This window comes from Microbacterium sp. PI-1 (assembly GCF_004337555.1).
In the GTDB taxonomy this organism is placed as follows: Bacteria; Actinomycetota; Actinomycetes; order Actinomycetales; family Microbacteriaceae; genus Microbacterium; species Microbacterium aurugineum.
On sequence record NZ_SJYZ01000001.1, the window covers coordinates 347,451 to 373,669 of the forward strand.

General features: G+C 68.0%; 26 protein-coding genes. 3 read left to right on the forward strand and 23 right to left on the reverse strand.

All coding sequences use genetic code 11. The features are described from left to right. Position 1: 1 nt before the first annotated feature. From nusB to E0W80_RS01710, 13 genes are all read right to left on the reverse strand, one after another. A complete protein-coding gene (gene nusB / locus E0W80_RS01650; protein ID WP_047519514.1) occupies positions 2-412 on the reverse strand; it encodes a transcription antitermination factor NusB in 411 nt (136 codons plus the stop codon). Between the two features lie 3 nt (positions 413-415). Further along, positions 416-976 carry an elongation factor P gene (gene efp / locus E0W80_RS01655; protein WP_047519512.1) on the reverse strand — a complete coding sequence of 187 codons (561 nt, stop codon included), beginning with the start codon at positions 974-976 and terminating at the stop codon, positions 416-418. A gap of 55 nt (positions 977-1,031) precedes the next feature. Beyond that, positions 1,032-1,469 (reverse strand): type II 3-dehydroquinate dehydratase, encoded by a 438-nt coding sequence (locus E0W80_RS01660; protein WP_047519510.1) that lies wholly within the window; start codon positions 1,467-1,469, stop codon positions 1,032-1,034. Next, positions 1,466-2,554, reverse strand: a complete 1,089-nt coding sequence (gene aroB / locus E0W80_RS01665; RefSeq protein WP_131491053.1) for a 3-dehydroquinate synthase — start codon at positions 2,552-2,554, stop codon at positions 1,466-1,468. Before aroB ends, E0W80_RS01660 begins: the two co-directional genes overlap by 4 nt. Beyond that, the gene (locus E0W80_RS01670; protein ID WP_131491054.1) at positions 2,551-3,072 is read right to left on the reverse strand and encodes a shikimate kinase; all 522 of its coding nucleotides are present in this window, start codon (positions 3,070-3,072) and stop codon (positions 2,551-2,553) included. Before E0W80_RS01670 ends, aroB begins: the two co-directional genes overlap by 4 nt. Beyond that, a complete protein-coding gene (gene aroC, locus E0W80_RS01675) occupies positions 3,056-4,285 on the reverse strand; it encodes a chorismate synthase (protein WP_131491055.1) in 1,230 nt (409 codons plus the stop codon). The genes E0W80_RS01670 and aroC overlap by 17 nt, the downstream gene beginning before the upstream one ends. Positions 4,286-4,342: 57 nt before the next feature. Next, positions 4,343-5,155, reverse strand: coding sequence for a shikimate dehydrogenase (locus E0W80_RS01680; RefSeq protein ID WP_131491056.1), 813 nt, complete (start codon positions 5,153-5,155; stop codon positions 4,343-4,345). Between the two features lie 4 nt (positions 5,156-5,159). Further along, positions 5,160-6,656: an endolytic transglycosylase MltG gene (gene mltG, locus E0W80_RS01685; protein WP_131491057.1), complete on the reverse strand. Its 1,497-nt coding sequence runs from the start codon at positions 6,654-6,656 to the stop codon at positions 5,160-5,162. Between the two features lie 2 nt (positions 6,657-6,658). Further along, complete coding sequence (gene ruvX, locus E0W80_RS01690; RefSeq protein WP_047519501.1) at positions 6,659-7,132, reverse strand: Holliday junction resolvase RuvX; 474 nt, start codon at positions 7,130-7,132, stop codon at positions 6,659-6,661. Beyond that, positions 7,129-9,789: an alanine--tRNA ligase gene (gene alaS / locus E0W80_RS01695; RefSeq protein ID WP_131491058.1), complete on the reverse strand. Its 2,661-nt coding sequence runs from the start codon at positions 9,787-9,789 to the stop codon at positions 7,129-7,131. Before alaS ends, ruvX begins: the two co-directional genes overlap by 4 nt. Before the next feature lie 55 nt (positions 9,790-9,844). Then, positions 9,845-10,033 (reverse strand): hypothetical protein, encoded by a 189-nt coding sequence (locus E0W80_RS01700; RefSeq protein WP_017202147.1) that lies wholly within the window; start codon positions 10,031-10,033, stop codon positions 9,845-9,847. A gap of 111 nt (positions 10,034-10,144) precedes the next feature. Then, positions 10,145-10,774: a 30S ribosomal protein S4 gene (gene rpsD, locus E0W80_RS01705; RefSeq protein WP_047519497.1), complete on the reverse strand. Its 630-nt coding sequence runs from the start codon at positions 10,772-10,774 to the stop codon at positions 10,145-10,147. Between the two features lie 181 nt (positions 10,775-10,955). Beyond that, the gene (locus tag E0W80_RS01710; protein WP_131491059.1) at positions 10,956-12,338 is read right to left on the reverse strand and encodes a replication-associated recombination protein A; all 1,383 of its coding nucleotides are present in this window, start codon (positions 12,336-12,338) and stop codon (positions 10,956-10,958) included. A gap of 103 nt (positions 12,339-12,441) precedes the next feature. Between E0W80_RS01710 and E0W80_RS01715 the strand changes: the two genes are divergently transcribed. Further along, positions 12,442-12,744: a hypothetical protein gene (locus tag E0W80_RS01715; protein ID WP_227991631.1), complete on the forward strand. Its 303-nt coding sequence runs from the start codon at positions 12,442-12,444 to the stop codon at positions 12,742-12,744. A 17-nt stretch (positions 12,745-12,761) separates the two neighbouring features. Here the strand turns inward: E0W80_RS01715 and E0W80_RS01720 are convergent, their stop codons facing one another. Beyond that, positions 12,762-13,520 (reverse strand): winged helix-turn-helix domain-containing protein, encoded by a 759-nt coding sequence (locus E0W80_RS01720; RefSeq protein WP_131491061.1) that lies wholly within the window; start codon positions 13,518-13,520, stop codon positions 12,762-12,764. Beyond that, positions 13,517-15,391: an FAD-dependent oxidoreductase gene (locus tag E0W80_RS01725; RefSeq protein ID WP_165875369.1), complete on the reverse strand. Its 1,875-nt coding sequence runs from the start codon at positions 15,389-15,391 to the stop codon at positions 13,517-13,519. The genes E0W80_RS01720 and E0W80_RS01725 overlap by 4 nt, the downstream gene beginning before the upstream one ends. 216 nt (positions 15,392-15,607) lie before the next feature. Between E0W80_RS01725 and E0W80_RS01730 the strand changes: the two genes are divergently transcribed. Both E0W80_RS01730 and E0W80_RS01735 read left to right on the forward strand, forming a co-directional pair. Further along, entirely contained in the window at positions 15,608-16,960 is a 1,353-nt protein-coding gene (locus E0W80_RS01730) for a DUF349 domain-containing protein (protein WP_194239231.1), read from the forward strand. Between the two features lie 64 nt (positions 16,961-17,024). Next, positions 17,025-17,576: a type IV toxin-antitoxin system AbiEi family antitoxin gene (locus tag E0W80_RS01735; protein WP_131491063.1), complete on the forward strand. Its 552-nt coding sequence runs from the start codon at positions 17,025-17,027 to the stop codon at positions 17,574-17,576. On the opposite strand, the gene E0W80_RS01740 is transcribed toward E0W80_RS01735, so the two are convergent. The 8 genes from E0W80_RS01740 to E0W80_RS01775 form a co-directional block, all read right to left on the reverse strand. Next, positions 17,563-19,815 carry a bifunctional (p)ppGpp synthetase/guanosine-3',5'-bis(diphosphate) 3'-pyrophosphohydrolase gene (locus E0W80_RS01740; protein ID WP_047519493.1) on the reverse strand — a complete coding sequence of 751 codons (2,253 nt, stop codon included), beginning with the start codon at positions 19,813-19,815 and terminating at the stop codon, positions 17,563-17,565. The two genes, E0W80_RS01735 and E0W80_RS01740, sit on opposite strands and share 14 nt — an antisense overlap. A gap of 68 nt (positions 19,816-19,883) precedes the next feature. Further along, a complete protein-coding gene (secF, locus tag E0W80_RS01745) occupies positions 19,884-20,873 on the reverse strand; it encodes a protein translocase subunit SecF (protein WP_131491064.1) in 990 nt (329 codons plus the stop codon). Continuing rightward, entirely contained in the window at positions 20,873-22,621 is a 1,749-nt protein-coding gene (secD, locus tag E0W80_RS01750) for a protein translocase subunit SecD (RefSeq protein ID WP_131491065.1), read from the reverse strand. Before secD ends, secF begins: the two co-directional genes overlap by 1 nt. Before the next feature lie 55 nt (positions 22,622-22,676). Continuing rightward, the gene (locus E0W80_RS01755; protein WP_047519488.1) at positions 22,677-23,072 is read right to left on the reverse strand and encodes a preprotein translocase subunit YajC; all 396 of its coding nucleotides are present in this window, start codon (positions 23,070-23,072) and stop codon (positions 22,677-22,679) included. Between the two features lie 78 nt (positions 23,073-23,150). Next, positions 23,151-24,176: a Holliday junction branch migration DNA helicase RuvB gene (gene ruvB / locus E0W80_RS01760; RefSeq protein ID WP_047519487.1), complete on the reverse strand. Its 1,026-nt coding sequence runs from the start codon at positions 24,174-24,176 to the stop codon at positions 23,151-23,153. Next, entirely contained in the window at positions 24,169-24,789 is a 621-nt protein-coding gene (gene ruvA, locus E0W80_RS01765; RefSeq protein ID WP_131491066.1) for a Holliday junction branch migration protein RuvA, read from the reverse strand. The genes ruvB and ruvA overlap by 8 nt, the downstream gene beginning before the upstream one ends. A gap of 27 nt (positions 24,790-24,816) precedes the next feature. After that, positions 24,817-25,380 carry a crossover junction endodeoxyribonuclease RuvC gene (gene ruvC / locus E0W80_RS01770; protein ID WP_131491067.1) on the reverse strand — a complete coding sequence of 188 codons (564 nt, stop codon included), beginning with the start codon at positions 25,378-25,380 and terminating at the stop codon, positions 24,817-24,819. A 45-nt stretch (positions 25,381-25,425) separates the two neighbouring features. Further along, positions 25,426-26,187, reverse strand: coding sequence for a YebC/PmpR family DNA-binding transcriptional regulator (locus tag E0W80_RS01775; protein ID WP_047519481.1), 762 nt, complete (start codon positions 26,185-26,187; stop codon positions 25,426-25,428). Positions 26,188-26,219 lie beyond the last annotated feature (32 nt).

The following is a 26,219-nucleotide window of genomic DNA, read 5'->3' on the forward strand; positions in this document are numbered from 1 at the left end:
GTCAGGCCGCGCGAGCCACCCGGGCGAGGACGCCGTGCACGAAGGCCCCGGAGTCGTCGGTCGAGAACTCCTTCGCGAGCTCGACGGCCTCGTCGATCGCGACAGCAGTCGGCACTTCGTCGTTGTACAGGATCTCCCACACCGCGATCCGGAGCAGCGCGCGATCCACCGCGGGCATGCGCTCCAGCTTCCAGTCCCGACTGTGCGTCGTGATCTGCTCGTCGATCTCGTCGCGGGTGTCGATGATGCCGTCGACGATCTCGCGCGCGTAGAGCCACGAGGCTTCGCGTGCGGGCTCACTCGCGGCGCGCTTGGCCTCGGCGGCCAGGGTCACGGCGAGGTCATCCCCGCGCACGTCGGAGGAGAAGAGGATGTCGAGAGCGCGCTTGCGCGCCTTCGTCCGGGCGCTCACGCCTTACTTCTCGCGGCCGAGGTAGTCACCCGTGCGGGTGTCGACCTTGACCTTGGTGCCGGCTTCGACGAACAGCGGCACCTGGATCTCGTAACCGGTCTCGAGCGTGGCGGGCTTGGTGCCTGCCGAGGAGCGGTCACCCTGCAGGCCGGGCTCGGTGTAGGTGATCTCCAGGATCACGGAGGCCGGGAGGTCGAGGTACAGGGGGTTGCCGTTGTTCAGGGCGATCGTGACGGCCTGGTTCTCGAGGAGGAAGTTCTTCGCGTCGCCGACCGTGGCGGCCCCGACCGTGATCTGGTCGAAGTCCGTCTGGTCCATGAACACGTAGCCGTCGCCGTCCGTGTACAGGTAGGTGTAGTCGCGGCGGTCGACGTTCTCGATCTCGATCTTGGCGCCGGCGTTGTAGGTGCGGTCGACGACCTTGCCCGACACCACGTTCTTCAGCTTGGTGCGCACGAACGCGCCACCCTTGCCGGGCTTCACATGCTGGAACTCGATGACGCTCCAGAGCTGCCCGTCGATGCTGAGGACGACGCCGTTCTTGATGTCTGCGGTAGATGCCATGCGCTGCGAGTTCCGTTCGTGTGTCTGCGGGGTCGGACGAGACCGACAGTCGATTCTACGGGATGAGTGCGGCGAGCTGTCGCACGGCGTCTGCGTAGCCGTCGACGCCACGGCCCGCGACCCGCACGGCCGCCACATCTTCCAGGTAGGAATGGTGGCGGAAGGCCTCACGCGCGAGCACATCGGAGATGTGGACCTCCGCGAACGGCAGCGCCACCCCGGTGAGCGCGTCACGCAGCACCACCGACGTGTGCGTGAGTCCGCCCGGATTGATCACGATCCCGGCGCAGTCCTCCCGTGCCGCATGGATCGCGTCGACCAGCACGCCCTCGTGGTTGCTCTGCAGCGCCCGGACCTCGAATCCGACCGCGGCTGCGGCCTCGGTGGTGATCCGTTCCACGTCCGCGAGAGTCGCCGTGCCGTACACGTCGGGCTCGCGGGTACCGAGGAGATTCAGGTTCGGCCCGTTGACCAGGAGGATCCGGCGGCTCACTCCCCGACCTCCTGATAGGCGGCGAACAGCAGCGACTCGTCCGGAGCCTGCAGGACGGTGGGCTTCGCGAGGTCGTCGAGGAGGATGAAGCGCAGCATCCCGCCGCGGCTCTTCTTGTCGCGCTGCATGGTGGCGAGCAACTGCGGCCATGCCCCCGCACGGTATGAGGTCGGAAGGCCCAGCGACTCCAGGATCGTCCGGTGCCGCTCGGCAGCGGAGTCGGACAGACGACCCGCAAGCCGCGAGAGCTCGGCGGCGTAGAGCATCCCGACCGAGATCGCGGCGCCGTGCCGCCAGCGGTACCGTTCCGCATGCTCGATCGCGTGTCCGAGCGTGTGCCCGTAGTTGAGGATCTCGCGGAGTCCGGCCTCGCGGAAGTCGTCCGAGACGACCTTCGCCTTCATGTCGATCGCCAGTTCGACCGCGCGGCGGAACTCCTCGGATGTCGTGTCGACGGCGCGGAGCGGATCGGCCTCGATGATGTCCAGGATCTCCGGAGCCCAGATGAATCCGGCCTTGACGACCTCGGCGAATCCTGCGGTCGCCTCGTTGGGACTCAGGCTGGCGAGCTCGTCGAGGTCGCCGACCACGGCGCTCGGCGCCCAGAACGCCCCCACGAGGTTCTTGCCCTCCGCGGTGTTGACACCGGTCTTGCCACCGACCGACGCATCGACAAGGCCCAGTACCGTGGTCGGCACCTGGATCAGCTGCACGCCTCGCAGCCAGGTCGCGGCGACGAACCCGGCGAGGTCGGTCACCGCTCCCCCGCCGTATCCGATGACCGCATCGCTGCGGGTGAAGTCCGCCTGGCCCATCACCTGCCAGCAGAAGGCCGCCACCTCGATCCGTTTGCCCTGCTCGGCATCCGGGATCTCCGCGAGCAGTACCTCGCGCGGACCGTCGGTGGTGTCGGCGAGAAGTCTGTCGCGCAGCTCGGCCGCGCGGGTCGCGAGCGTGGGCGGATGCACCACCAGCACCTTGCGGACGCCCGGCGCGAGCGCGGCGGAGACCCGATCCAGGATCCCGCGTCCGATCGTGATGTCGTAGGCGTCGTTCCCCGTGACGCTGATGGTCGTCGTGCTCATCGCTGTTCTCTCCTCCATGTCACGATGTCATCCGCGATCTTCTGCATCGGACGACGTGAGGTGTCGAAGGTGGTCGAGGCGACCTCGGCGTACCACCCCCGGCGTTCCTCGAAGATCTTCTTCCAGCGCTCCACCGGATCCTCATCCCCTGACAGGAGGGGGCGGTTGCTGCCGCGGAGCCTGTCCGCCACTGCGTCTGGGTTCACCGTCAGGAAGACGACCGGATGCGCTTTCAGGAGTTCGCGGGTGGCCGCCTGCGTGACCGCGCCTCCACCGAGGGAGATCACGCCCCCGTCGGCGAGGGCCTGGGCGACCGCGGCGCGTTCGAGCTCCCGGAAGTGCGCCTCTCCGTACTCGGCGAAGATGCCGGAGATCGGACCGTGTTCCGCCACGATGCGTTTGTCCGTGTCGACGAAAGCGACGCCGAGTCGCCGAGCGACGCGGCGTCCGACGCTGGTCTTGCCTGCGGCCATCGGGCCGACCAGCACCAGCGTCAGCGGATCAGCCGCGCTCGTCATGCGCGATGAGCGCCGCCTCGGACGCCGGTGTCGTCCGCAGCCCCGCCGGGATGCCTTCGAGGTAGCCCTCGAGGTTGCGACGGGTCTCGCGGATGCTGTCGCCACCGAACTTCTCGAGCACGGCGTTCGCGAGCTCCACGGCGACCATCGCCTCGGCGACCACTCCGGCGGCGGGCACAGCGCACACGTCGGAGCGCTGGTGGTGAGCGGTGGCGTCGTCACCCGTGGCGGTGTCGATCGTGCGGAGGGCATGCGGAACGGTCGCGATCGGCTTCATCCCGGCGCGGACGCGCAACACGGTTCCGGTGGACATGCCGCCTTCCGTGCCTCCGGCCCTGTCCGAGCCGCGCGTGATGCCGTCCGCGGTGGCGAAGAGCTCATCGTGGGCGGCCGAACCTCGGCGGCGCGTGGTCTCGAAGCCGTCGCCGACCTCGACGCCCTTGATCGCCTGGATGCTCATGAGCGCCTGAGCGAGACGCGCGTCGAGGCGTCGGTCCCAGTGCACGTGGGAGCCGAGTCCCGGAGGAAGGCCGTACGCGAGCACCTCGACGATGCCGCCCAGCGTGTCGCCGTCCTTCTTCGCGTCATCGACCTCGGCCACCATCAGAGCGGAGGTCGCGGTGTCGAAGCACCGGAGCGGATCGGCATCGAGCGCCTCGACATCGTCGGGCGTGGGGAGCGGAGACCCCTCGGGCACCCGCACCGGCCCGATCGACAGGGTGTGGCTGACCAGGCGGATACCGAGCTCACCGAGGAACGATCGGGCGATCGCCCCGAGCGCGACACGCGCAGCCGTCTCCCGAGCACTCGCTCGTTCGAGGATCGGACGCGCCTCGTCGAAGTCGTACTTCTGCATGCCCACGAGGTCGGCGTGCCCCGGACGTGGACGGGTGAGGGGCGCGCTGCGCCCACGGGACTTGTCGGTGAGCTCCACGGGCTCGGGGTTCATGACCTCGATCCACTTCGGCCACTCGGTGTTGCCGATGCGCAGAGCGATCGGGCTGCCGAGGCTCTTGCCGTGCCGCACACCGCCGGAGATGGTCAGCGCGTCCTGCTCGAACTTCATGCGCGAGCCACGGCCATAGCCCAGCTTGCGACGAGCGAGATCGGCCTGGATGGCCTCGGAGGACACAGGGACGCCGGAGGGCAGGCCCTCCATGACGGCGATGAGTTCTGGGCCGTGCGATTCGCCGGCCGTGAGCACGCGGAGCATTGCTCCAGTCTCCCACGGGTTGGCCCCCTCGCCGCGCCGCGTTTCGACGCCGTCCGCTCAGAGCGCGGCGCGCATGGCCGAGACGACCTCTGCTTCGGCGGGCAGCGGGAGCGCCGGATCCCCGTGCCGGAAGATCCGGATCTGGCGCACGGCCTGATGCAGCAGCATCCCCAAGCCGGACACCACCGTGCCGTCGCTCCAGCGGGACGCGAGGGCGGAGGGCCAGGGCGCATAGGCAGCATCGAACAAGGCTCCGCCGGTCTCGGCCAACCCCACCGCGGTTTCGACAGGAAGGGCGGTCGCACTGGGCAAGGTCGAGAGGGTCAGGTCGACCGCGTCGCGCCCGCCGTCGAGGGAGCGTACTTCGACCGGAATACCCAAGCGGTCGCCGAGGGCGACGAGTGCCTTCGCCCGCTCCGGGCGTCGAGCCCGCACCTCCACGTGCTTCACCCCGATCTCGGAGGCGGCGACGAGCGCGGACGCGGCAGTGGCGCCGGCACCGATGATGCGCGCCGTCTCCGCAGCGGTGATCCCCGCCTCCGACAGCGCGTCGATGATCCCGCCGACATCGGTGTTGAAACCGGCGGGCGCCGCCCCGAGCAACAGGGTGTTGACGGCGCCCGTGAGGTCTGCGTGGCGATCCCTCGTCGCAGCGGCGCGGTAGCCCTCCCCCTTCAACGGCATGGTCAGCGACAAACCGCGCCACGTGTCGTCGAGTCCACCGAGTGCGACGGTGAAGGCCTCCGCAGAGACCTGACGCCGTCCGTACTCCCAGCTCAGACCGAGGACCCGATACGCGGCGGCATGCAGGTGAGGGGACTTGGAGTGCGCGATCGGGTCCCCCCAGACCGCGAGTCGCGTGCGCGTCACCGAGTCAGCACCCGGCGTCGGGGTTCGCGCGGCACCATTCGCGCCACTTCTCGATCCCCTGCTCGTGCTCGGCCATGGTCTCGGAGAACTGCGTCTCCCCCGTGCTGAGGTTGATCGTGACGAAGTAGAGCCACGGGCCATCGACGGGGTTCATCGCCGCCGAGATCGCGGCGTCACTCGGGCTCGCGATCGGCGTCGCGGGGAGGCCCTCCCGGACGTATGTGTTCCAGGCGTTGTCGTCTTCCAGCGCTTCCTTGGAACTCGAGACGACGCCCTCGTGCAGCGAGCCGTAGCCGTATTGCGCCGTCGAGTCCATCTGCAGCTTCATATTGATATCGAGACGGTTCTGGATCACGCGCGAGACCTTCGCGAAGTCGTCGAGCCGACCTTCTCGCTGGATGATCGAGGCGATGGTCAGTATGCGCTCCTCGTCACCGGCGGGGACCCCCGCAGCGGCCAGCGATTCGCGGGTGCGATCGACCATGCGCTGGATGACCTGCGTGGCCGTGACCTCGGGATCGAACGTATAGACGGCCGGGAACAACCAGCCTTCGAGGCTCTGTGCTTCCACCCCGTACTGCGAAGGATCCTTGACGGCCGCCTCGAAGTCCGCCAGCGGCAGACCGAGGGTCTCGGCCATGGCAGGGAGGGAGGAGACGATGGTTCCACCTTCAGCGACGGAGACGGTGTTCTCGAGCTTGTTCGCGTCGTCCCGGAGCGCCGCGAGGGCGGCCTCGGCCGTCATCTTCGTCTGCAGCTTGTACACGCCCGGGTAGAAGATCACGGCGATGTTCTCGTCGACGAGGTAGTCGTAGAAGACGCTCTCGGTCTTCGTCACCCCCGCCTCGTACAGTGCGGTCGACACGGGAGAGCCGGTGTCGCCCTCCTTGATCGTGACGAAGGCCTCGCCGGTCGCCAGACCCGGCTCCCAGTCCTTCGAATCGCCCCAGCCCATCGCGTCACTGATCTTCTCGCCGTAGGTGTTCGCCACCCAGACTCCGGCCGCCGCGATACCACCGAAGATCACCAGAACGATGATCAGCGCGATCAAGCACCCCTTGCGGCGCTTCTTCTTCGGCGCGGCGTCGATGTGATCGTCATGGGGGACGAAGAGGTCGTCCAGCCCACCGCCGAGCACAGGCTCCGGTGTCGCCGCGGCACCCGAGGGCGACTCGATCCGGGGCACGGCACGGGTGGGGGTGTCCGCGGCATCCGCCGAGGCACGGAGCGGAGTCGGCGAGGGCACCGCACCGGCGGCGGCGACGGCGTCGTCCGCAGAAGCGCGAACCGGCACGGGAGAAGCCTCGGCCGGAGTATCGGCACCGGTGACGGGGCGGGACTCCCCCGCGGCCGCTTCTCTGGCCGCCCGACGCGAGCCCGGAACGGGCGCGCTGTTGTCGACCGTGGGAATCTGCGCGGTCGGCTCGGGCAGGTTCTCGAAGAGATCCCCCAGGCGGGAATCTGCGTCGTGCCGCGGCGTTTCGTTGTCGCGTTCGGACATCGTCAGGCGTGCTCCTCGTCAGGCGAGATGACGGCACCGGCCGGGTTTCCGGTGCTCTTCTCCATATCGATCGCCTGCTGCAGAAGCACCACGGCGGCGACCTGATCCACAATGCTACGAGACTTCTTCTGAGATCTCCCGGAACTGCGCAATGCGGCATGCGCCGTCACGGTGCTCAACCGCTCGTCCACGAGCCGCACCGGAGTGCCGCTGCGCCGGCAGAGCTCGGCGGCGAACTCCCGCGCGTCCGTGGTCGACGCGGTATCCGCACCCTGCATGTTGACCGGCAGACCGACCACGAACTCCAACGGGTCGTACTCGCTCGCGATCTGAAGGATCCGGGCGATCGAGGCCTCGTCGCGAGGCACTGTCTCCACGGGGACGGCCAGCATCCCGTCGGGGTCGCAGCGCGCGACACCGACCCGCGCGCGCCCCACGTCGATGCCGAGCCGCACACCGCGGCGGAAAGTGCTCACGCGCCGCGCAGCTCCTGTGCGATGGCTTCGAGCGCCGACGGCAGAGCCGCCGTGTCGGCGCCGCCACCTTGCGCGACATCATCGCGCCCGCCACCGCCGCCGCCGAGCACCCCGGCCGCCCGCTTCGCGAGCGCACCGGCCTTCGCTCCCGCCGAGCGTGCCGCGTCATTGGTCGCGACGACGACGACGGGCCGCCCGCCCACGACCGCGCCGAGTGCCACCACAGCAGCATCCGAGCCGAGCCGATCGCGCACGCCGTTGACGAGGTCTCGCACGTCATCCGCCGATGCGACTTCGCCCAGACTCTGCGCGGCCAGTCGGAACGCACCGACGCGCGTCGCGGCGTCGACGATGGCCGGCACCTGTCCGGCTCTCTCCTTCGCCTCGAACTGCGCGATGCGCTTCTCGGCAGCCTTCAGGCTGGCCGTCAGGTCGGCGATCCGCTCCGGCAGCTGCTCACGCGGCGTCTTGAGGGAACTCGTCAGCTGCGACACGATCGCCCGCTCAGCCGCGAGCTCACGGAAAGCATCGGCGCCGACGAGAGCTTCGATACGACGGTTGGAGGCGCCCACCGAGGACTCCCCGACCAGGCTGACCAGCCCGATCTCGGCACTGGTGGTCACGTGCGTCCCGGCGCAGAGTTCCCGCGACCATGGCCCACCGATGTCGACCATGCGCACGACGTCGCCGTACTTCTCGCCGAACAGCGCCATGGCGCCGGCTTCCTTGGCCTCGTCGAGCGAGACGATACGCGTGGTCACCTCCAAGGCGTCCTGCACTGCGCGGTTGGTGATCTCCTCGATCTCGCTGCGCGTATCGGTCGAGAGCGCCTGCGACCAGGCGAAGTCGAAGCGCATGTAGCCGGCACGATTCAAAGAACCGGCCTGCGTCGCCGTCGGACCGAGGGTGTCACGGAGCGCGGCGTGCACGAGGTGCGTGGCCGAGTGCGCCTGGCGGGCTGCACGGCGGTTCGCCGCGTCCACCACCGACGTCGCGACGTCGTCGACGGCCACACTTCCGCGCGTGACTTCGACGGTGTGGCTGATGAGTCCGGGGACCGGCTTCTGAACGTCGAGCACTTCGAGCGCGTAGCCCGGGCCGACGATCGTGCCCTTGTCGGCCACCTGACCACCGGACTCGGCATACAGCGTCGTCTCGGCGAGCACGACCTCGGCGATCTGCCCTTCGGATGCGCTGCGCACAGGCACTCCGTCGACGAGGAGTCCGAGCACACGGGACTCGACCTCGAGGGCGGTGTATCCGTCGAAACCGGTCTCGCCCAGGGAGCGCAGCTCCCGGTAGACCGATACGTCGGCGAGCTGACGCTTGCGGTTGCGAGCGTCGTCCTTGGCCCGCTGACGCTGCTCCTGCATGAGCGTGTCGAAAGCGGCGCGGTCGACGTCCAGTCCCGCTTCCTCAGCGACTTCGAGCGTGAGGTCGATCGGGAAGCCGTAAGTGTCGTGGAGCAGGAACGCCTCGGGACCGCTGAGCGTCTTCCCCCCGCCCTTCCTGGTCTCGTCGAGGGCGAGATCGAGGATCGTGGAGCCGGCCACGAGGGTCCGGCGGAACGTCTCCTCTTCGGCGAACGCCGAGGCGGACAGTACCGCCCAGTCCCTCTCGAGTTCCGGATAGGTCGTCTTCATCACATCGCGCGATGCGGCGAACAGCTCGGGGAACACCGGCTCATCGACGCCGAGCAGTCGCATCGAGCGGACCGTGCGGCGCATCAGACGGCGGAGGATGTACCCACGCCCCTCGTTGGATGGACGCACCCCGTCGGACAGAAGCATGAGGGAGGAACGCACGTGGTCGGCGACAACGCGGAATCGCACGTCGTCCTCATGCTGCACACCGTACGGGCGGCCGGAGAGCTCGACGGCGCGATCCAGCACCGGACGCACCTGATCCGACTCGTACATGTTGTCGACGCCCTGCTTGAGGAACGCGACACGCTCGAGTCCCATCCCGGTGTCGATGTTCTTCATCGGCAGCTCGCCGACGATGTCGAACTCCGTCTTGCTGCGGATGTTCTCGATGAAGTCCTGCATGAACACGAGGTTCCAGATCTCCAGGAACCGTGAGTCGTCGACGGCGGGACCGCCGTCCTTCCCGTAGGCCGGCCCGCGGTCGAAGAAGATCTCGGAATCAGGACCGCCGGGTCCGGGCTGCCCTGTGTTCCAGTAGTTGTCCGCGCGCCCGAGGCGCTGGATGCGCTCCGGCTTGAGACCGATGATGTCGCGCCAGATGGCTTCGGCCTCGTCGTCCGTCTCGTAGACGGTGACCCACAGGTCCTTCTCGTCGAAGCCGAGCCCCCCGTCCGACTCGGAACCCGTCAGAAGCTCCCAGGCGTAACGGATCGCGCCTTCTTTGAAGTAGTCGCCGAACGACCAGTTGCCCAGCATCTGGAAGAAGGTGCCGTGACGGGCGGTCCGACCGACCTCTTCGATGTCGTTGGTGCGAATGCACTTCTGGACGTCCGCGATCCGCGGATGCGGCGCAGGGACGACGCCCGTGAGGTACGGGATCATCGGCACCATGCCGGCGACCGTGAACAGCAGCGACGGGTCGTCGCTGACGAGCGAGGCCGAGGGGACGATGAGGTGGTCGTTCTTCTCGAAGTAGTCGAGGTAACGCTGCGCGATCTCCGCAGTTTTCATAGAGTGCCGGGTGTCCTTGCGTGAAGATGCCGCGCCGGGGCGCTGCTGCGGTGGTTCAGTTGTCGCCCGGCTCCGTGAGCCGTGCCTCCTGCTCGCGGTAGGCGTCGCCGAGGATCGCGGTGAATCCGTTGATCCGGGCGTCGACCTCAGCGAGGATGTCGTGACCACGCGGGTCCTTGTTCATGAAGTGAGCCGCGACGAAGCCGCCGATCACACCGATCAGGAACCACAGCACGTTCTTCATGTCGTCATCCTTGCCTTTGACCCGCGAAGGCGCGGTGTCACCATCGTATGCGGAAACGACAGGAGGCGTCGGGAATCCCGACGCCTCCTGCCTGATTGCTCTTTCGCTGTATCAGCGAGCTGCGTAGTACTCGACGACGAGCTGCACTTCACAGGTCACGGGGACCTCGGCGCGCTTCGGGCGACGGACAAGACGCGACTGGAGCTTGTCGAGCTCGACCTCGAGGTAGCCGGGAACGGGGGGCAGAACCTCGGCGTGACCGCCGGCTGCTGCCACCTGGAAGGGCTCGGTGCCCTCGCTCTTGGCCTTGACGTGGATGAGCTGACCCGGCTTCACGCGGAAGGACGGGCGGTCGACGAGCTGGCCGTCGACGAGGATGTGACGGTGCACGACGAGCTGACGAGCCTGCGCGGTGGTGCGGGCGAAGCCCGAACGCAGAACCAGAGCGTCGAGACGCATCTCGAGGAGCTCGACCAGGTTCTCACCGGTCAGGCCGTCGTGACGACGGGCCTCGTTGAACGTGTTGCGCATCTGCTTCTCGCGGATGCCGTACTGCTCGCGAAGACGCTGCTTCTCACGCAGACGGACGGCGTAGTCGCTGTCTGCCTTGCGCTTGGTGCGGCCGTGCTCGCCGGGAGCGTAGGGACGCTTCTCGAGGTAGCGGGCGGCCTTCGGGGTGAGCGGGATACCGAGGGCGCGGCTCAGACGAACCTTGCGACGGTCCTGGGACTTCGTGGTCACGAAGCTTTCCTTCCGATGACGTGGTCGCGTCTTTCACGACTCACGGACGTATCGTCCGCGTTCTGCCTTGGAGCGCACGCCGGGGCGCCAGCAAGGTGGGGTGTGAACGAGGAGATGCCCGAAAACTCGGTTTCGAGCCGCTCAAGTCTAACAGATCGCGGTTCCGCAGCTGCGTGGCGGCTCAGCGGTCGCCGAGGATGCGGCGGATGCGCTCGAGTCGCGCGGCGATGTCACGCTCAGCACCGAGATTCTTCGGCTCGTAGTAGTGCTTGCCGTCGAGCTCGTCGGGCAGGTATTGCTGCGGCACCACGCCGTACTCGCTGTCGTGGGAGTACACGTATCCCTTGCCGTGTCCGAGACGCTTCGCTCCCGGATAGTGGGCATCGCGCAGGTGCAGCGGCACCCGTCCGAACCCGCCGGAGCGGATGTCGGCGATCGCCGCGTCGATGCCCACGTAGGCCGCATTGGACTTCGCCGTGGTCGCGAGATACACCGTCGCCTCAGCGAGCGGGATGCGCCCCTCCGGCATGCCGATGAAGGCGACCGCATCTGCCGCCGCGACGGCGATGCCGAGAGCCTGGGGATCGGCGAGGCCCACGTCTTCCGAGGCCGAGATGACAAGACGCCGAGCGATGAAGCGGGGGTCCTCCCCTGCTTCGATCATGCGAGCGAGGTAGTGAAGCGCGGCATCGGGGTCGGATCCTCTGATCGACTTGATGAACGCACTGATGACGTCGTAGTGCTCGTCACCCTGACGGTCGTATCGCAGCAGAGCCTTGTCGACGGCTTGCGCGATGTGGTCGGCGGTGATCTCCGCGGCGCCCGACGACGCATGCGCCGCTGCGGCCCCGTCGTCCGACTCGTCCTCCTCGCCGGTGCCGGCCACGTGCGAGACGGCGACCGCCGCGCCTGCTTCGAGACCCGTGAGGGCACGCCGGGCATCCCCCGACGCGAGCCGGATCAAGGATGCACGCGCTTCGGGGCTCAGGACCACGGCGCCGTTCAGCCCCCGCGCGTCCGTCACCGCACGATCGACGAGCACCCCGATGTCCTCATCGGTGAGGGGCTGGAGCGTGAGCAGCAAGGAGCGCGAAAGCAGCGGCGAGATCACCGAGAAGGAGGGGTTCTCGGTCGTCGCCGCGATCAGGATGACCCAACCGTTCTCGACACCGGGAAGCAGCGCGTCCTGCTGCGCCTTGGTGAAGCGGTGGATCTCGTCGAGGAAGAGGATCGTCGTCTGCCCGTAGAGATCGCGCTGCGTGATCGCCTCCTGCATCACCTCCCGGACGTCCTTCACACCAGCGGTGATCGCCGAGAGCTCGACGAAGCGGCGCCCTGAGGACCGTGCGATCGCCTGAGCGAGCGTGGTCTTGCCCGTGCCCGGTGGGCCCCACAGGATCATCGACACGGCACCCGGCGAGGTCGCCTGCGGGTCGGCGAGGGCCACGATGGGGGAACCGGCTCGCAGAAGATGACGCTGCCCCGCGACCTCATCGAGGGAGACCGGGCGCATGCGCACGGCGAGGGGCGTCTGCCCGGAGAGCAGCGCGGCGGGGGACGTCATCCATCCAGGCTACCGGCGGGCTCGGACACTTCGGGCGACCGCGCGCATCCCGGTAGGCTCTCAGGCGACGTCGTGTCATGACGTCGGGATGGGAGATCGAGGCATGGCCGCACGCGGTTCCAAGAAGGCACAGTCGCGCACGTCAGCCGAGCGCGCACGGCTGCACGCCGCCCGCACGCAGTGGCACGAGGGCCAGATCCGTCGTCGCGTCCGGGACAACACGATCGCCGCGGTCGCCGCGAGCCTCATCGTCGTCGCCGCGATCGGTAGCCAGGTCGTGCATGCACAGGTCACCGCACCCGAGCCGGAACCCACGCCCGCTCCCACCGTGGAACCGACGACCCCTCCCACGGACGCCCCGTCGGAGACTCCCACGCCGCTCCCCTCCGACACCCCGGCCGGATAGCAGGTTCCGCGACCTGATCACTGCTCGGTGACGGCCAAGCGATAGCCGCGCTTGACGACGGTCTGCACCAGATCGATACCGTCGAGCGACTCGCGAAGGCGCGCCACGGCGACCTCCACCGCCCGGCCGCTGCGTTCCCCACCCGGGAGACCTCGGCCGAGTTCGGCGCGCGAGAGGACCCGACCACCTGCGAGGAACAGCGCTTCCATGACGCCCGTGGCCCCACGAGAGAGGGGGATGAACCGCTCGTCGACGACGACACCACCGCTGCGGACCTCGAGGCGGCCCGCGTCGGTGACCAGCGCTGCCGTACCGCTGTCGTAGTGCGCGACCACCCCCCGGGCGAGTGCTGTGACGCTCGATCCCTCCGTGCGCATCACGGTGAGGCCGGCGAGGCGCAGTCGGTCCGCATCTTCCCGATGGAGCGCTCCGAGCAGCAACCTCCCCGAATCCGATCTTCGGCGGATGGCCTCGAGCGCTCCTGTGCTCTCGGCCGTCTCGAGCCAGGGAGCTGTCGGGGCCAGGAACAGCACGGCGTCGATCCCGCCTCGCGCCGCACGTTGGACGACGCTCCGCAGCGAGGCGGACGTCCGCGCGCCCCCTCGCGGCACCGCGACGCGGAACAACGCCGCCCCCGCATCCGTCAACACCCCGATGAGACCTTCCGATCGTCCGTCGGCAACCCCATCGCGCGGGGGCTCCGCAGATCTCGCATCATCCGACACGATGATCCTGCATCCCGCGAGCGGCGGGCGTCGACCGGTCACCGGGGTCATGAGGCAGGACTCCCCACTCGACGAAGCGGCACTCGGCGGGCGCTCCCCTCGCCCGCGCGAGCTTTCCCCGGCTTCCCCTGATGCGGCAGGCCCTTCTCCTGCACGTCCGATGCCACGCGCGGATCGTCCAGCCGCGGCAGATCCTCGGCGACGAGGAGCACCGCTTGTTCGCCGGCGCCGGACGCCGACGCGAGTCCCACCGCAGCCAGACCGGCACGCACGGACCGCAGGTGCTCGGTCCGCACCCCTCGCAACTCGATCCGCGCGTCCGTGATCCGTGCTCGCAATCCGTACCGCTCGGCGAGCTCCCCGATGGCCAGCAGCTCCTTCGGGGTGAGCGTGCCGTCGCGCATCACCGGTGAGACGACGTGCGTTCCGTCCGCCAGGACCCGGCTGTGACCCTCCCTCTGCGCCTCGGGCGCCGCCGTCGCATGCCGGAGATCCCGCTGGACGGCGATCTGCAGGAGAACCCGAGCGATCGCCAGTGTGCATCGCCGACAGCCACGTGCGAAGCCGAAACGGTCGCGGATCGACGTGAACGTCGCCTCGCCGGCTCCAGCCGCGTGAGCGAGCAGGTCCTGCGCGCTCCGGGTGGCGTGATCGCAGTTCTCCACCGCATCCGCGCCACCGACCGCCGAGAGCAGGCGTGCGGCGTGAGCGGGCCGCCACGTTTCTCCGACCAGGGCCCGGAGCGCCGCATACCCGCTCGTGTCGCCGACCAGGATCCCCCCGACCACTGTGCGTCCGTCGTCGGAGACCACGAGCTTGCGATAGATCCCCGCCTGGGGATCATCGTGGGTGACGATCTCGACCGCGGATGCCGGCGAGGCGAGCGGATCGCCGAACGTCGCGATGTCGACCCCGGCGACCGCGACGTTCCCGCCTTCGAGGTCGCGCGGGAGACGTGCGTCCCTGCCTCGCACGTGCGCTGCGGCGACGTCAGCCGTGACCCGCACCGCGCCGACGTACCCGGGGCCTCGTCCTTCGAGGCGCGCCACCTCTCCGATCGCGAGGATGCTCGGAACCGAGGTCTCACCTCTTTCGTCGACGAGCACGCCCCCTTCAGGATGCACACCGAGACCGGCGTTGCGGGCGAGCTCATCGCGGGCACGCACCCCGACGGTGAACACCACCACGTCGGCGCGTTGGAACGAGCCGTCCTGAAACTCCAGCGAGGCGACCGAGCCCGACTCGTCCGGATCGAGTCGCGTCGTGCGGACGCCCGTGCGCACCGGTATGCCTCGTTTTCGGAAGACGCCCTGCACCACGGCTGAGGCCGACCGATCGAGTTGGCGGGGCATCACGCGGTCCGAGAACTCGATCACCGTCGTGTCGACCCCCAGCTCGCTCAACGCCTCGGCGGCCTGAAGACCGTGCAACCCCGCACCGACCACGGTCCCGCGCAAAGGACGCCCGAGTTGCCGGGACCTCGACCCCACGAACGCTCGGATCGACTCGACGTCTTCGACGGTGCGGAACCCGAAGCACCCGGGAAGGTTCGCGCCGTCCACGGCGACCTTCGCCCCGAAGGAACCGGTCGCCAGCACGAGCGTGTCGTAGGCGTAGGTGCGCCGTGCTCGCGTCCGCACGGTCTGTCCCGAAGGGTCGATCCGGAGAACCCGGTCGTCGCGGATCAGCCGAACCCGGTCGTCGCGGAACACGCTTCGCTCGAGTTGGATCTCCTCCGCACCGACACCCGAGAACACGCGTACCAGCGCCGAGCGGTCGTACGGGCCCGATCCTTCGTCACCGATAACGGTCACCCGCACCGGCGCATCGGGATCGCGGAGCAGCTGTTCGACGAACCGATGGGCTGCGACACCTGCTCCGACGACCAGGATCTCGCTCGCCGCGGGTGCCGTGCCGTTCATCGTGCTCCTGTCGACCGGAAGACTGTCGTCCTGGTCACGATAGGAGCGTCGTGTTTCCCGGAGGTGACGTCGAATGTTTCCTCCGTCGAACTTTCTGCTCACAGAACGGTAACGACGCGGCATCGGGGACGACGGCCTCACCCCCGGTGCTCGGGCGTACTAGGCTGAGCCTCGTCCTTTCCGCCTCCCGCGGCCCTACCGCGCAAGGAGAATCACGTGTCTGCCACCGAGCCTTCGAAGCCGACTCCCCCCGTCCCCGGACCGCCCGCCGTGCCGATGCCGCGAAAGGCGCCGACGCCGGCCGCCGTCGCGCCCGTCGCCTCGGTGCCGGCCGCATCGTCGACATCCGCCGAATGGGGCCGCGTCTCCGACGACGGAACCGTCGAGGTCCGCGAAGGCGACGCCTGGCGCGTCGTCGGACAGTACCCCGACGGCACACCGGAGGAGGCTCTGGCCTACTTCGTGCGCAAGTTCGACGACATCGCTTTCAAGGTGCACACGCTCGAACAGCGCCATCAGTCCGGTGGCGCATCGGCCGCCGACCTCGTCAAGCAGGCGGGTCACCTGATCGATGAAGCGACGGATGCCGCCGCGGTCGGCGACCTCGAAGGACTCCGCGACCGCCTGAACGCCCTCACCTCTTCACTGTCCGAGGCCACCGAGCAGGAGGCACAACAGGCCAAGGCGCTCGTCGACCAGGCGATCGCCGAGCGCACCGCCCTGGTGGAGAAGGCGGAGGCGATCGCCGCCCGCGATCTCAGCAAGGTGCAGTGGAAGCAGGTGACCGCCGAGCTCGGGGAACTGTTCGACGCCTGGCAGGCCCAGCAGCAGAACGGCCCTCGTCTGTCGAAGGGCGTTTCGCAGCAGCTGTGGAAGCGTTTCCGAGACGCACGCGCCGTGGTCGACAAGCAGCGCCGGGCCTTCTACTCGGAGCTCGACGATGCGCACAAGCTCGCTCGCGACGCGAAGACACGTCTCGTCGAGCGCGCCGAGGCTCTCGCCCCGCGCGGAACGGACGGCATTCCGGCGTACCGCACTCTGCTCGACGAGTGGAAGGCCGCCGGACGCGCAGGACGCAAGGCGGACGACGCACTCTGGGCCCGTTTCAAGGCCGCAGGCGACGCCCTGTATGCCGCCCGCGCGGAACAGTCCGCCGCCGAGGAAGCCGAGTCCGCGCCGAAGATCGAAGCACGCGAAGCTCTCCTCGAAGAGGCCAAGGCTGTCGCTGACGAGTCGAACATCAAGCGCGCTCGCGCCCTTCTCACGCGTATCCAGCGGCAGTGGGATGAGATCGGTCGTATCTTCCCCCGCGAGAAGGAGCGTGCTCTCGACGACAAGCTCCGCACCATCGAGCAGGCGCTCAAGGCCCGCGAGGACGTCGACTGGAAGAAGAACAACCCCGAGACCAAGGCGCGCGCGAACGACATGAGCTCGCAGCTGCTCGAGGCCATCGAGAAGCTCGAGGCCGAGGTGGCCGCAGCCGAGAAGGCCGGTGACAAGAAGGCCGCGAAGGAAGCGACGGACGCCCTCGAGGCTCGTCGCGCCTGGCTGAGCGCTCTCGGGGGCTGATCGGTTTCTCCACAGTTCTCCGCGCCCACGGCGCAGGCGGGGTGCAAGACGTCAGACTGACGTCATGCACCCCGCTTTCCTCTACTTACCCGGCGAACGTCTGAGCGAGAGCGAGCTCAGCGCCGCACGGATCGACGGCCATGTCGTCGAGGTGGGTGACGCCTACATCCCGGCCGACCTGGTCGCAGGACCCGACGTCCGCGCGAGCTCGGTGGCCGCGCTCGTCCAGCCGGGCACGGCCGCCTGCACGCAGACGGCCGCATGGATCCACGGCGCCGGAGACGCTCCCCCGGTCGTTCATCATGTGAGGCGCTGTATCGAACGTCGGATCCGACCGATCACGAGTGCGCGCCTGGTCTTCCACGACACCGTGCTGCCTGACGCCGATGTCGAGCTGATCGGCGGCGTTCCGGTCTCGACACCGGGGCGCACGATGCTCGACCTCGCCACGACCCTCCATCGCGACCCCCGCGTCCTGGTCTGGATGGACCGACTCGCCGTCGCGGCCCCCGGTACTGCGGAGCTGGCTGTCGCCGCGCTGCGCGATCTGCGGAGGGTACCGGGGAGCCGTGTCGGGCTGGCCGCGCTGGAGCGACTCGCGCTCAGGAGGAGGTGACGCGATAGACGTCGTAGACGGCGTCGATACGTCGGACGGCGTTGAGCACGCGGTCCAGGTGCACCGCGTCACCCATCTCGAACACGAAGCGGCTGAGTGCCAACCGCTCGTCCGTCGTCGTCACCGTGGCGGAGAGGATGTTGACGTGGTGTTCGCTGAGGACACGCGTCACGTCGGAGAGGAGCCCCGACCGGTCGAGAGCCTCGACCTGGATCTGGACGCGGAACACGCTCTTCGTGGTCGGAGCCCAGGACACCTCGACGAAACGATCCTGCTCGGATTCCAACGCCTTCACGTTCACGCAGTCCGCCCGGTGGACCGACACTCCGCTGCCGCGAGTGACGAAGCCGACGATCTGGTCACCGGGCACCGGGGTGCAGCACTTCGCGAGCTTCACGAGGATGTCGTTGGCTCCCCGGACGAGCACGCCCGAATCACCGGAACGCGGCTCCCGGCTCGGTACGCTGCCCGGCAGGTCGATGGCACCGGTCGTCGGGTCGTTTGCCGCCACCAGAGCGGTGACCTTCTCCAGGACCGACTGCGTCGAGACATGACCCTCACCGACGGCGGCGTAGAGCGCGGAAACGTCTTCGTAGTGCATCCCCCGAGCCACCTCGGCGAAAGAGTCGTGGCTCATCAGACGCTGCAGCGGCAGGTTCTGTCGACGCATCGCCCGTGCGATGGCCTCCTTGCCCTGCTCGATCGCTTCCTCGCGGCGCTCTTTCGTGAACCAGCCACGAATCTTGTTGCGGGCGCGCGTGCTCGCGACGAACCCGAGCCAATCCTGGCTGGGGCCGGCGTCGGGGTTCTTCGACGTGAAGACCTCGACGACGTCGCCGCTCTTGAGCTCGGACTCCAGCGGCACGAGTCGGCCGTTGACCTTGGCCCCCATGGTGCGGTGGCCGATCTCAGTGTGGACGGCGTACGCGAAGTCGACCGGAGTGGCACCCGACGGGAGACCGATCACGCGCCCCTTCGGCGTGAAGACGTACACCTCCTTCGCGCCGATCTCGAAACGCAGGGACTCGAGGAACTCGCCCGGGTCGGCGGTCTCCGCCTGCCAGTCCGAGATGTGGGCGAGCCACGCCATGTCGGTGTCGGAGGCGCGCACCTCAGTCTTGCCGCCGCCGTTCATCCGCTCCTTGTACATCCAGTGCGCGGCCACTCCGTACTCGGCCTGCTGGTGCATCTCGTGGGTGCGGATCTGGATCTCGACGGTTCGGCCCGACGGACCGATCACCGTCGTGTGGAGCGACTGGTAGAGGTTGAACTTCGGCGTGGCGATGTAGTCCTTGAACCGTCCGGGCAGCGGTGTCCACCGTGCGTGGATCGCGCCGAGGACCGCATAGCAGTCGCGCACGGACGCGACGAGCACGCGGATGCCGATCAGATCGTAGATGTCGTCGAACTCCCGGCCGCGGATGACCATCTTCTGGTAGACCGAGTAGAGCTGCTTCGGACGGCCGACGACCTTGCCGCGGATGCGGAGGTCGCGCAGGTCTTCGTCGATCTCCTCGACGACCTGGTTCAGGTACTTCTCCCGCTGAGGCGTGCGCTGGGCGATGAGACTGTGGATCTCGTTGTAGATCTTCGGGTGCAGGACCGCGAAGGAGAGATCCTCCAGTTCCGACTTGATCGCCTGGATACCGAGTCGATTCGCCAGCGGCGCGTAGATCTCGAGGGTCTCCTTGGCCTTCTTCGCCGCCTTCTCCGGCGGGACGAAGCCCCAGGTGCGCGCATTGTGCAGGCGGTCGGCGAGCTTGATCAGCAGGACGCGGATGTCTTTCGACATCGCCACGATCATCTTACGGACGGTCTCCGCCTGGGCGCTCTCACCGTACTTGACCTTGTCGAGTTTGGTGACGCCGTCGACGAGCATCGCGACCTCGTCGCCGAACTCGGCAGTCAGATCAGTGAGCGCATAGCCCGTGTCCTCGACCGTGTCGTGCAGAAGGGCGGCCGCGATCGCTCGGGGGCCGAGACCGAGCTCCGCGAGGATCTGAGCGACCGCGAGAGGGTGGGTGATGTACGGCTCACCGCTCTGACGCTTCTGCCCCTCGTGCTTCTCCTTGGCGACGGCATAGGCCCGCTCGATGACCGAGAAGTCACCCTTGGGGTGGTTCACACGCACCGTACGGATCAGATTGTCGAGGTCGTTGATCCTCGACGCGCGGGAGAAGATCCGGGGAACCAGTCGTCGCAGACTAGAACCCTGCGTCGACGTCTGCGGTTCCGCCATCAACTCACCTCCCGATCAGTTCATCCTACGCGTGCTGTGCGGGCCGAGCTCCCGCTGCGGGCAGCCGATCAGGCTTCGACGGATGCCCTGCTGCGGGCGTCGCGGATGCGTGCGTCCCGCTCCTTGAGCTGCGGCTCGTTCTCGCGGAACAGCGAGTAGAGCGGCGCGGCCACGAACAGCGTCGAGTAGGTGGCCACCAGGATGCCGACGAAGATCGACAGGGAGATGTCGGTGAGCGATTCCGCACCGAGCCAGAAGGCACCGATGAAGAGCACCGCGCCGACCGGAAGGGCGGCGACGACAGACGTGTTGATCGAGCGCACGAGCGTCTGGTTCACCGCGAGGTTCACCGATTCACCGAACAAGCGGGCAGACTTCTCCCCGTCCTCCGTCGTGTTCTCTCGAATCTTGTCGAAGACGACGGTGGTGTCATACAGGGAGTAGGCGAGGATCGTCAGGAAGCCGATCACCGCCGCCGGCGAGATCTCGAATCCGGCCAGGGCGTAGACGCCCACCGTGATCACGAGCACGTCGAGCAGGCCGATGATCGCCGCGGCCGACATCTTCCAGGTGCGGAAGTAGATCGCCAGGATCAGGAAGGTCAGGGCGAGGAAGATCGCGAGACCCCACAGTGACTGCTTGGTGACGTTCTCACCCCACGCCGGACCGATGAACGACGACGTGACGTTGGCGGCCTCGACGCCGTAGGCGTCTGCGAGTGCGTCGGCGACCTGCTGCGTCTCGGCGGCGCTCATCTGGTCGGTCTGCACGCGGATGTCGGCGTTGTTCACGACGACGACCTTGGTCGAAGCGCCGGGCACGACCGACTGGACGGCCTCGGTCGCGGCGCCCTGGTCGAGCGTCTCGGGGGCCTGCACCGTGAACTGCGACCCGCCGGTGAACTCGATCGAGAACTGGATGGGACGGAACAGCGGAACGAGCGCGGAACCGACCACGAGGGCGATCGCGATGATGAACCAGTGCCGACGCTTGCCGACGAACGGGAAGGAGGTCTTCCCCGAATACAGATTGTTGCCGAACTCATTCATGGAAGGCATCAGGCGTCTCCCTCACTTCCGGCGTTGGTCTGTCTGTCGCCCGCGAGCGCTTCCGCGCGTTTGCGTTCGGCGATGGTCTGTCGACGTTCTGCTTCGCCGCGGGACCGCGAGTTCTTCGCGCCGCGCCCGGCCGAGGCCGTCGAGACCTCCCGGTACTGGGAGCGACTCCGATAGACGGCGCCGAGCGCCTCGGGGTCGAGCCCCGACAGCTTGTGTCCCCCGCCGAAGAAGCGCGTGCGGGCGAGCAGTTGCATCACCGGGTGCGTGAAGATCACGAAGATGAACACGTCGATCAGGGTCGTGAGTCCGAGCGTGAACGCGAAGCCCTTCACGGTGGCGTCGGCGAGGATGTACAGCACGACAGCGGCGAGGACGTTGATCGACTTCGAGATGTAGATCGTCCGCTTCGCGCGACCCCAGCCGTCTTCCACGGCAGCCGTGATGGACTTGCCGTCGCGGAGTTCATCACGTATTCGTTCGAAGTAGACGATGAACGAGTCGGCCGTGAAGCCGATCGAGACGATGAGGCCCGCGACACCAGCGAGCGACAGGCGGAAGCCGATGCGCCAGGCCAGGATGCAGATGATGATGTAAGTCAAGATCGCCATCACCGCGATGGAGGCGATGATCACCGATCCGAGCGCGCGATAGACGATGAGTGAGTAGATCGCGACGAGGGCGAGACCGATGAGACCGGCGATCAGACCGATCTGCAGCTGCTGGGTACCGAGCGTCGCGGAGATCGTGTCGGAGCTCTGCACGGTGAAGCTGAGCGGCAGCGCACCGAACTTGAGCTGATCCGCGAGGGTGGTCGCGGTCTCCTGCGTGAAGCTGCCCGAGATGCTGGGGCGTCCGTCGAGGATGACGCCGTTCATGCGCGGCGCGCTGATCACGTCTCCATCGAGCACGAAGGCGAACTGATCGCGCGGCGAGAGCCCATCGATGCGGTTCTGGTTCAGGCGCGTGCTGACCTTGCCGAAGGCGTCTCCGCCCTCGCCGTTCATGGTGAGCTGGACGATCCAGGCGCCGGACTGCTGGTCGCGACCGGCGGAAGCGTCGGTGATGGCGGTGCCGTCGAGCTCGGCCGGACCGAGCAGGAACTTCTGCGTGTCATCCGGCGAGCAGGCGATGACCGGCTCATCCTTCGGCGCCCGAGCCGGGTCGTTGTCGGGGTTCGCGCAGTCGTATGCCTGGAACTCCGCCGCGAGCTTCTCGGTCACCCAGGAGAGATCGCTCGCATCGGTCGGCGTCGCGGTCGGCGTCGCGTTCAGGGTGGGATCCGGGGTCGGGAACGGCGTGGAGTTCCCGTCCTCCCCGACGAACTCGGTGCCCGCCGCGTTCGTGTAGAGCACGGGCCGAAGCTCGAGCTGTGCACTCGCCTGGATCCGCTCACGGGTCTGCGCGTCGGCCTCGCCCGGGATCTGGACGACGATGTTCTGCCCGCCCTCGGTCGTGATGTCGGCCTCGGCCACCCCCGACGCGTCCACACGTTGCCGGATGATCGCCGCGGCCTGATCGAGCTGTTCCTGCGTGGGAGCAGCTCCATCTTCCGTCTCGGCGCTCAGGACGATCTGGGTGCCGCCCTGGAGGTCCAGCGCGAGCTCGGGTGTCCACGAACTCGCCGGCGCCCCCTCAGCGTCCTTGAAGACGTACACACCGAGCGAGTTGATGCCGAAGAGCACGCCGGTCACGAGGAGCAGGCCGAGGAGGACCCGCCAGGCGTGACGGACGGGAGAGGATGAAGCCACGTGTGTTCAGCTTTCTGAAAGGACGGAGATCCGGCGGGCCGTGTCGGCCGCGGACTTACTTGTCGTCGGCGTCCCGCTCGAGGCGGGCGCGGGTCTCCTCGGGGGTCTCGACCGGAGGCGCAGCCGGCTCGTCCGCATCCTGCTCCTCGACGGCGTCGACGGGCGTCTCGACGACGGCGTCCTTCGGTTCGACGACGCGCAGGATCGCCTGGCTGTGGACGTCGATGATCGTGCCGGGCGCGATCTCGACGAGCGCCGGGGTGTCGAGGTCCTCGGGGTCGTAGGAGACGATCGTGCCGTAGATGCCGCCCTGCAGGAGCACCTTGGCGCCGGGAACGGTCTTGGTCGCCTTCTCCTCCTGCTCGGCCTTCATCTGCTTCGTGCGCTTGCGCGTGTTGAAGATCATGAAGACGAGGAGGACGGCAAGAAGGCCGAAGAGCAGGAATTCCATGGGCATGGGGGAAGCGCCTTTCTCAGGTGCACGCTCCAGCCTTTGGGCGCGCGAAGGTATCCGGGAAGTCTTCAGTGATTATAGGTCATCCAACTTAAGCATCCCGTCCGGATGAGGAACGCCCAGGTGGGTGTATGCGTCGGGCATCGCCACACGGCCGCGCGGAGTCCGGCCCAGGAAGCCGATGCGCACGAGATACGGCTCGACCACGCTCTCCACGGTCTCGCCCTCTTCTCCTACGGCCACGGCGAGGGTACTCAGGCCGACGGGACCTCCACGGAAGCGCCGCACGAGGGCATCGAGGACCGCCCGGTCGAGCCGATCGAGGCCGATCGCGTCCACGTCATAGAGCTCCAGCGCCGCCCGCACGTCGCCGATCGTGGCCGCGCCGTGGCCGTGCACGAGCGCATAGTCCCGGACTCGGCGGAGCAGACGGTTCGCGATACGCGGTGTGCCCCGAGAACGGCGCGCGATCTCGGACAGCGAGTCGGTCGGCAGGTCGACGCCCAGTACCGCGGCGGAGCGCGCGATGACCTGTTCCAACTCGGACTCCTCGTAGAACTCCAGGTGCCCTGTGAACCCGAAGCGGTCCCGCAGCGGGTTGGGCAGCAGGCCGGAGCGGGTCGTCGCCCCCACGAGAGTGAACGGCGAGAGCTCGAGCGGGATGCTGGTCGCGCCCGCGCCCTTCCCGACCATGATGTCGATCCGGTAGTCCTCCATCGCGAGGTAGAGCATCTCCTCCGCCGAGCGGGCCATGCGATGGATCTCGTCGATGAAGAGCACTTCCCCCGGGACCAGGCTCGACAGCAGCGCCGCCAGGTCGCCCGCGTGCTGGATCGCGGGGCCGCTCGAGAGACGCAGCGGCCGCTCGCTCTCGTGCGCGACGATCATCGCGAGCGTCGTCTTCCCGAGCCCCGGCGGGCCCGCCAGAAGGATGTGATCGGCCGGCCGGCTCTGGAGTCGCGCCGCTTCGAGGAGCAGCTGCAGCTGTCCTCGGACTTTCTGCTGCCCGACGAAGTCTCCGAGGCTCGTGGGGCGCAGTGCGCCCTCGATCGCGAGTTCGGTCTCGTCCGAGGGTTCCGACGCGTCGAGAGGGTCAGACATGCGGCTGGGCTCCCTTCGCCGGGCCCAACAGGGCGAGGGTGCGTCGGAGCAGCGCCGCGACAGATGCACGCTCCGCCTCCGTGGCCTCCTCCGCCGTCTGGGCTGCCGCTTCGGCGGCGATCTTCTCCGACCACCCCAAGCCGACCAGGGCGGCGGAGACCTGGGTGACGACATCGGTGTTCCCCGCGGCGACGGACGTGGACGGGGCGGCGAACGCCTGCACCTTGCCCGCGAGCTGAAGCACGATGAGCTTGGCCGTCTTCGGGCCGATCCCGGAGACACGCCGGAACGGCGCATCGTCCTCGGCGGTGACGGCCTCCGCGATCTGATCGGTGGTGAGGTGCGACAGCACGCCGAGCGCCGACTTCGGCCCGACTCCGGTCACCCCGATCAGGAGGCCGAAGATCTCGAGTTCACCGCGGTCCGCGAAGCCGAACAGCGACAGGGAGTCCTCTCGCACGATGAGACTCGTGTGCAGGAGGAGCTTCTCCCCCACCGTGGCGGTGTGCGCGACATCGGCCGGGACGGCGACGGCGAACCCGACCCCGCCCACATCGATGACGACCTGATCGGACGTCGCGTGCAGAACGACGCCGTGCAGAGAGGAGATCATCGTCTCAGCCTACGGTGTCGCTCGTAGCTATGTTCGAGCGACACGCTCCGCCGCGGCCCAGGCGCGTTGCGCGGGCGTCAACGCGCTCTGACCGGATGCGGTCGGTCCTCCGCGACGCCAGGCATGACAGAGCGCGATCGCCAGAGCATCCGCCGCGTCGGCGGGCTGGGGCAGCGCATCCAGACGCAGGATCCGCGCGATCATGGTCTGCACCTGCCGCTTGTCGGCGGCGCCGTATCCGGTGACGGCTGCCTTCACTTCGCTCGGGGTATGCGTGGCGGCCGGCAACCCGGACTCGGACGCGATCAGCAGCGCGATCCCGCTGGCCTGCGCCGTGCCCATCACCGTGTGCGTGTTCTGCTGAGCGAACACCCGCTCGACGGCGACGGCATCGGGCCGGTGCTCAGCGATCACGGCGCGGATCCCTGCGGCGACGATCGCGAGGCGATCACCGATCTCCGCATCCGGCGACGATCGGATGACCCCCACGTGCACGAGGGTTCCCCGACGGGAACGGTCGACGTCCACGACACCGACACCGCACCGGGTCAGGCCCGGGTCGATGCCGAGCACGCGCAGAGAGGAAGCCACTCCCCCAGGCTAGGCGGCGGAGCGGACACCGCGGGTCCGGCGCGCCTAGGCCTCGTCGTTCTCCAGCTCGGCCTGGACCTCGGTGCTCAGGTCGAAGTTCGTGAAGACGTTCTGCACGTCTTCACTGTCTTCGAGCGCATCGATGAGACGGAAGACCTTGCGTGCGGTGTCGGCGTCGATCTCGACCTTGAGGTTCGGAACGAACTCGACGTCAGCGGATTCGTAGTCGATCCCCGCTTCCTGGAGCGCGGTGCGCACGGCCACCAGGTCGGTCGCCTCGGTGATGATCTCGAAGCCCTCCGCGTGCGGCTCGATCTCCTCGGCGCCCGCCTCGAGCGCGGCCATCATGACGTCATCCTCGGTGGTGCCCTCGGAGCCGACGACGATGACGCCCTTACGGCTGAAGTTGTAGGCGACGCTACCCGGATCGGCCAGCGTGCCGCCGTTGCGGCTGAGAGCCGTACGGACCTCTGCGGCCGCACGGTTCTTGTTGTCGGTCAGACACTCGATCATGAGGGCGACGCCGTTGGGTCCATAGCCTTCGTACATGATCGAGAGGTATTCGACGGCCTCGCCGCCGATGCCCGCACCGCGCTTCACCGCACGGTCGATGTTGTCCTTGGGGACCGAGGTCTTCTTGGCCTTCTGCACCGCGTCGAAGAGCGTCGGGTTGCCCGCAAGATCGGGTCCGCCGAGCTTCGCCGCGACCTCGATGTTCTTGATGAGCTTGGCCCAGGACTTCGCGCGCCTGGAGTCGATGATGGCCTTCTTGTGCTTCGTGGTCGCCCACTTGGAATGCCCGGACATAAGTCTCCGCTCGTCGTATCCGCCCCGGAGCG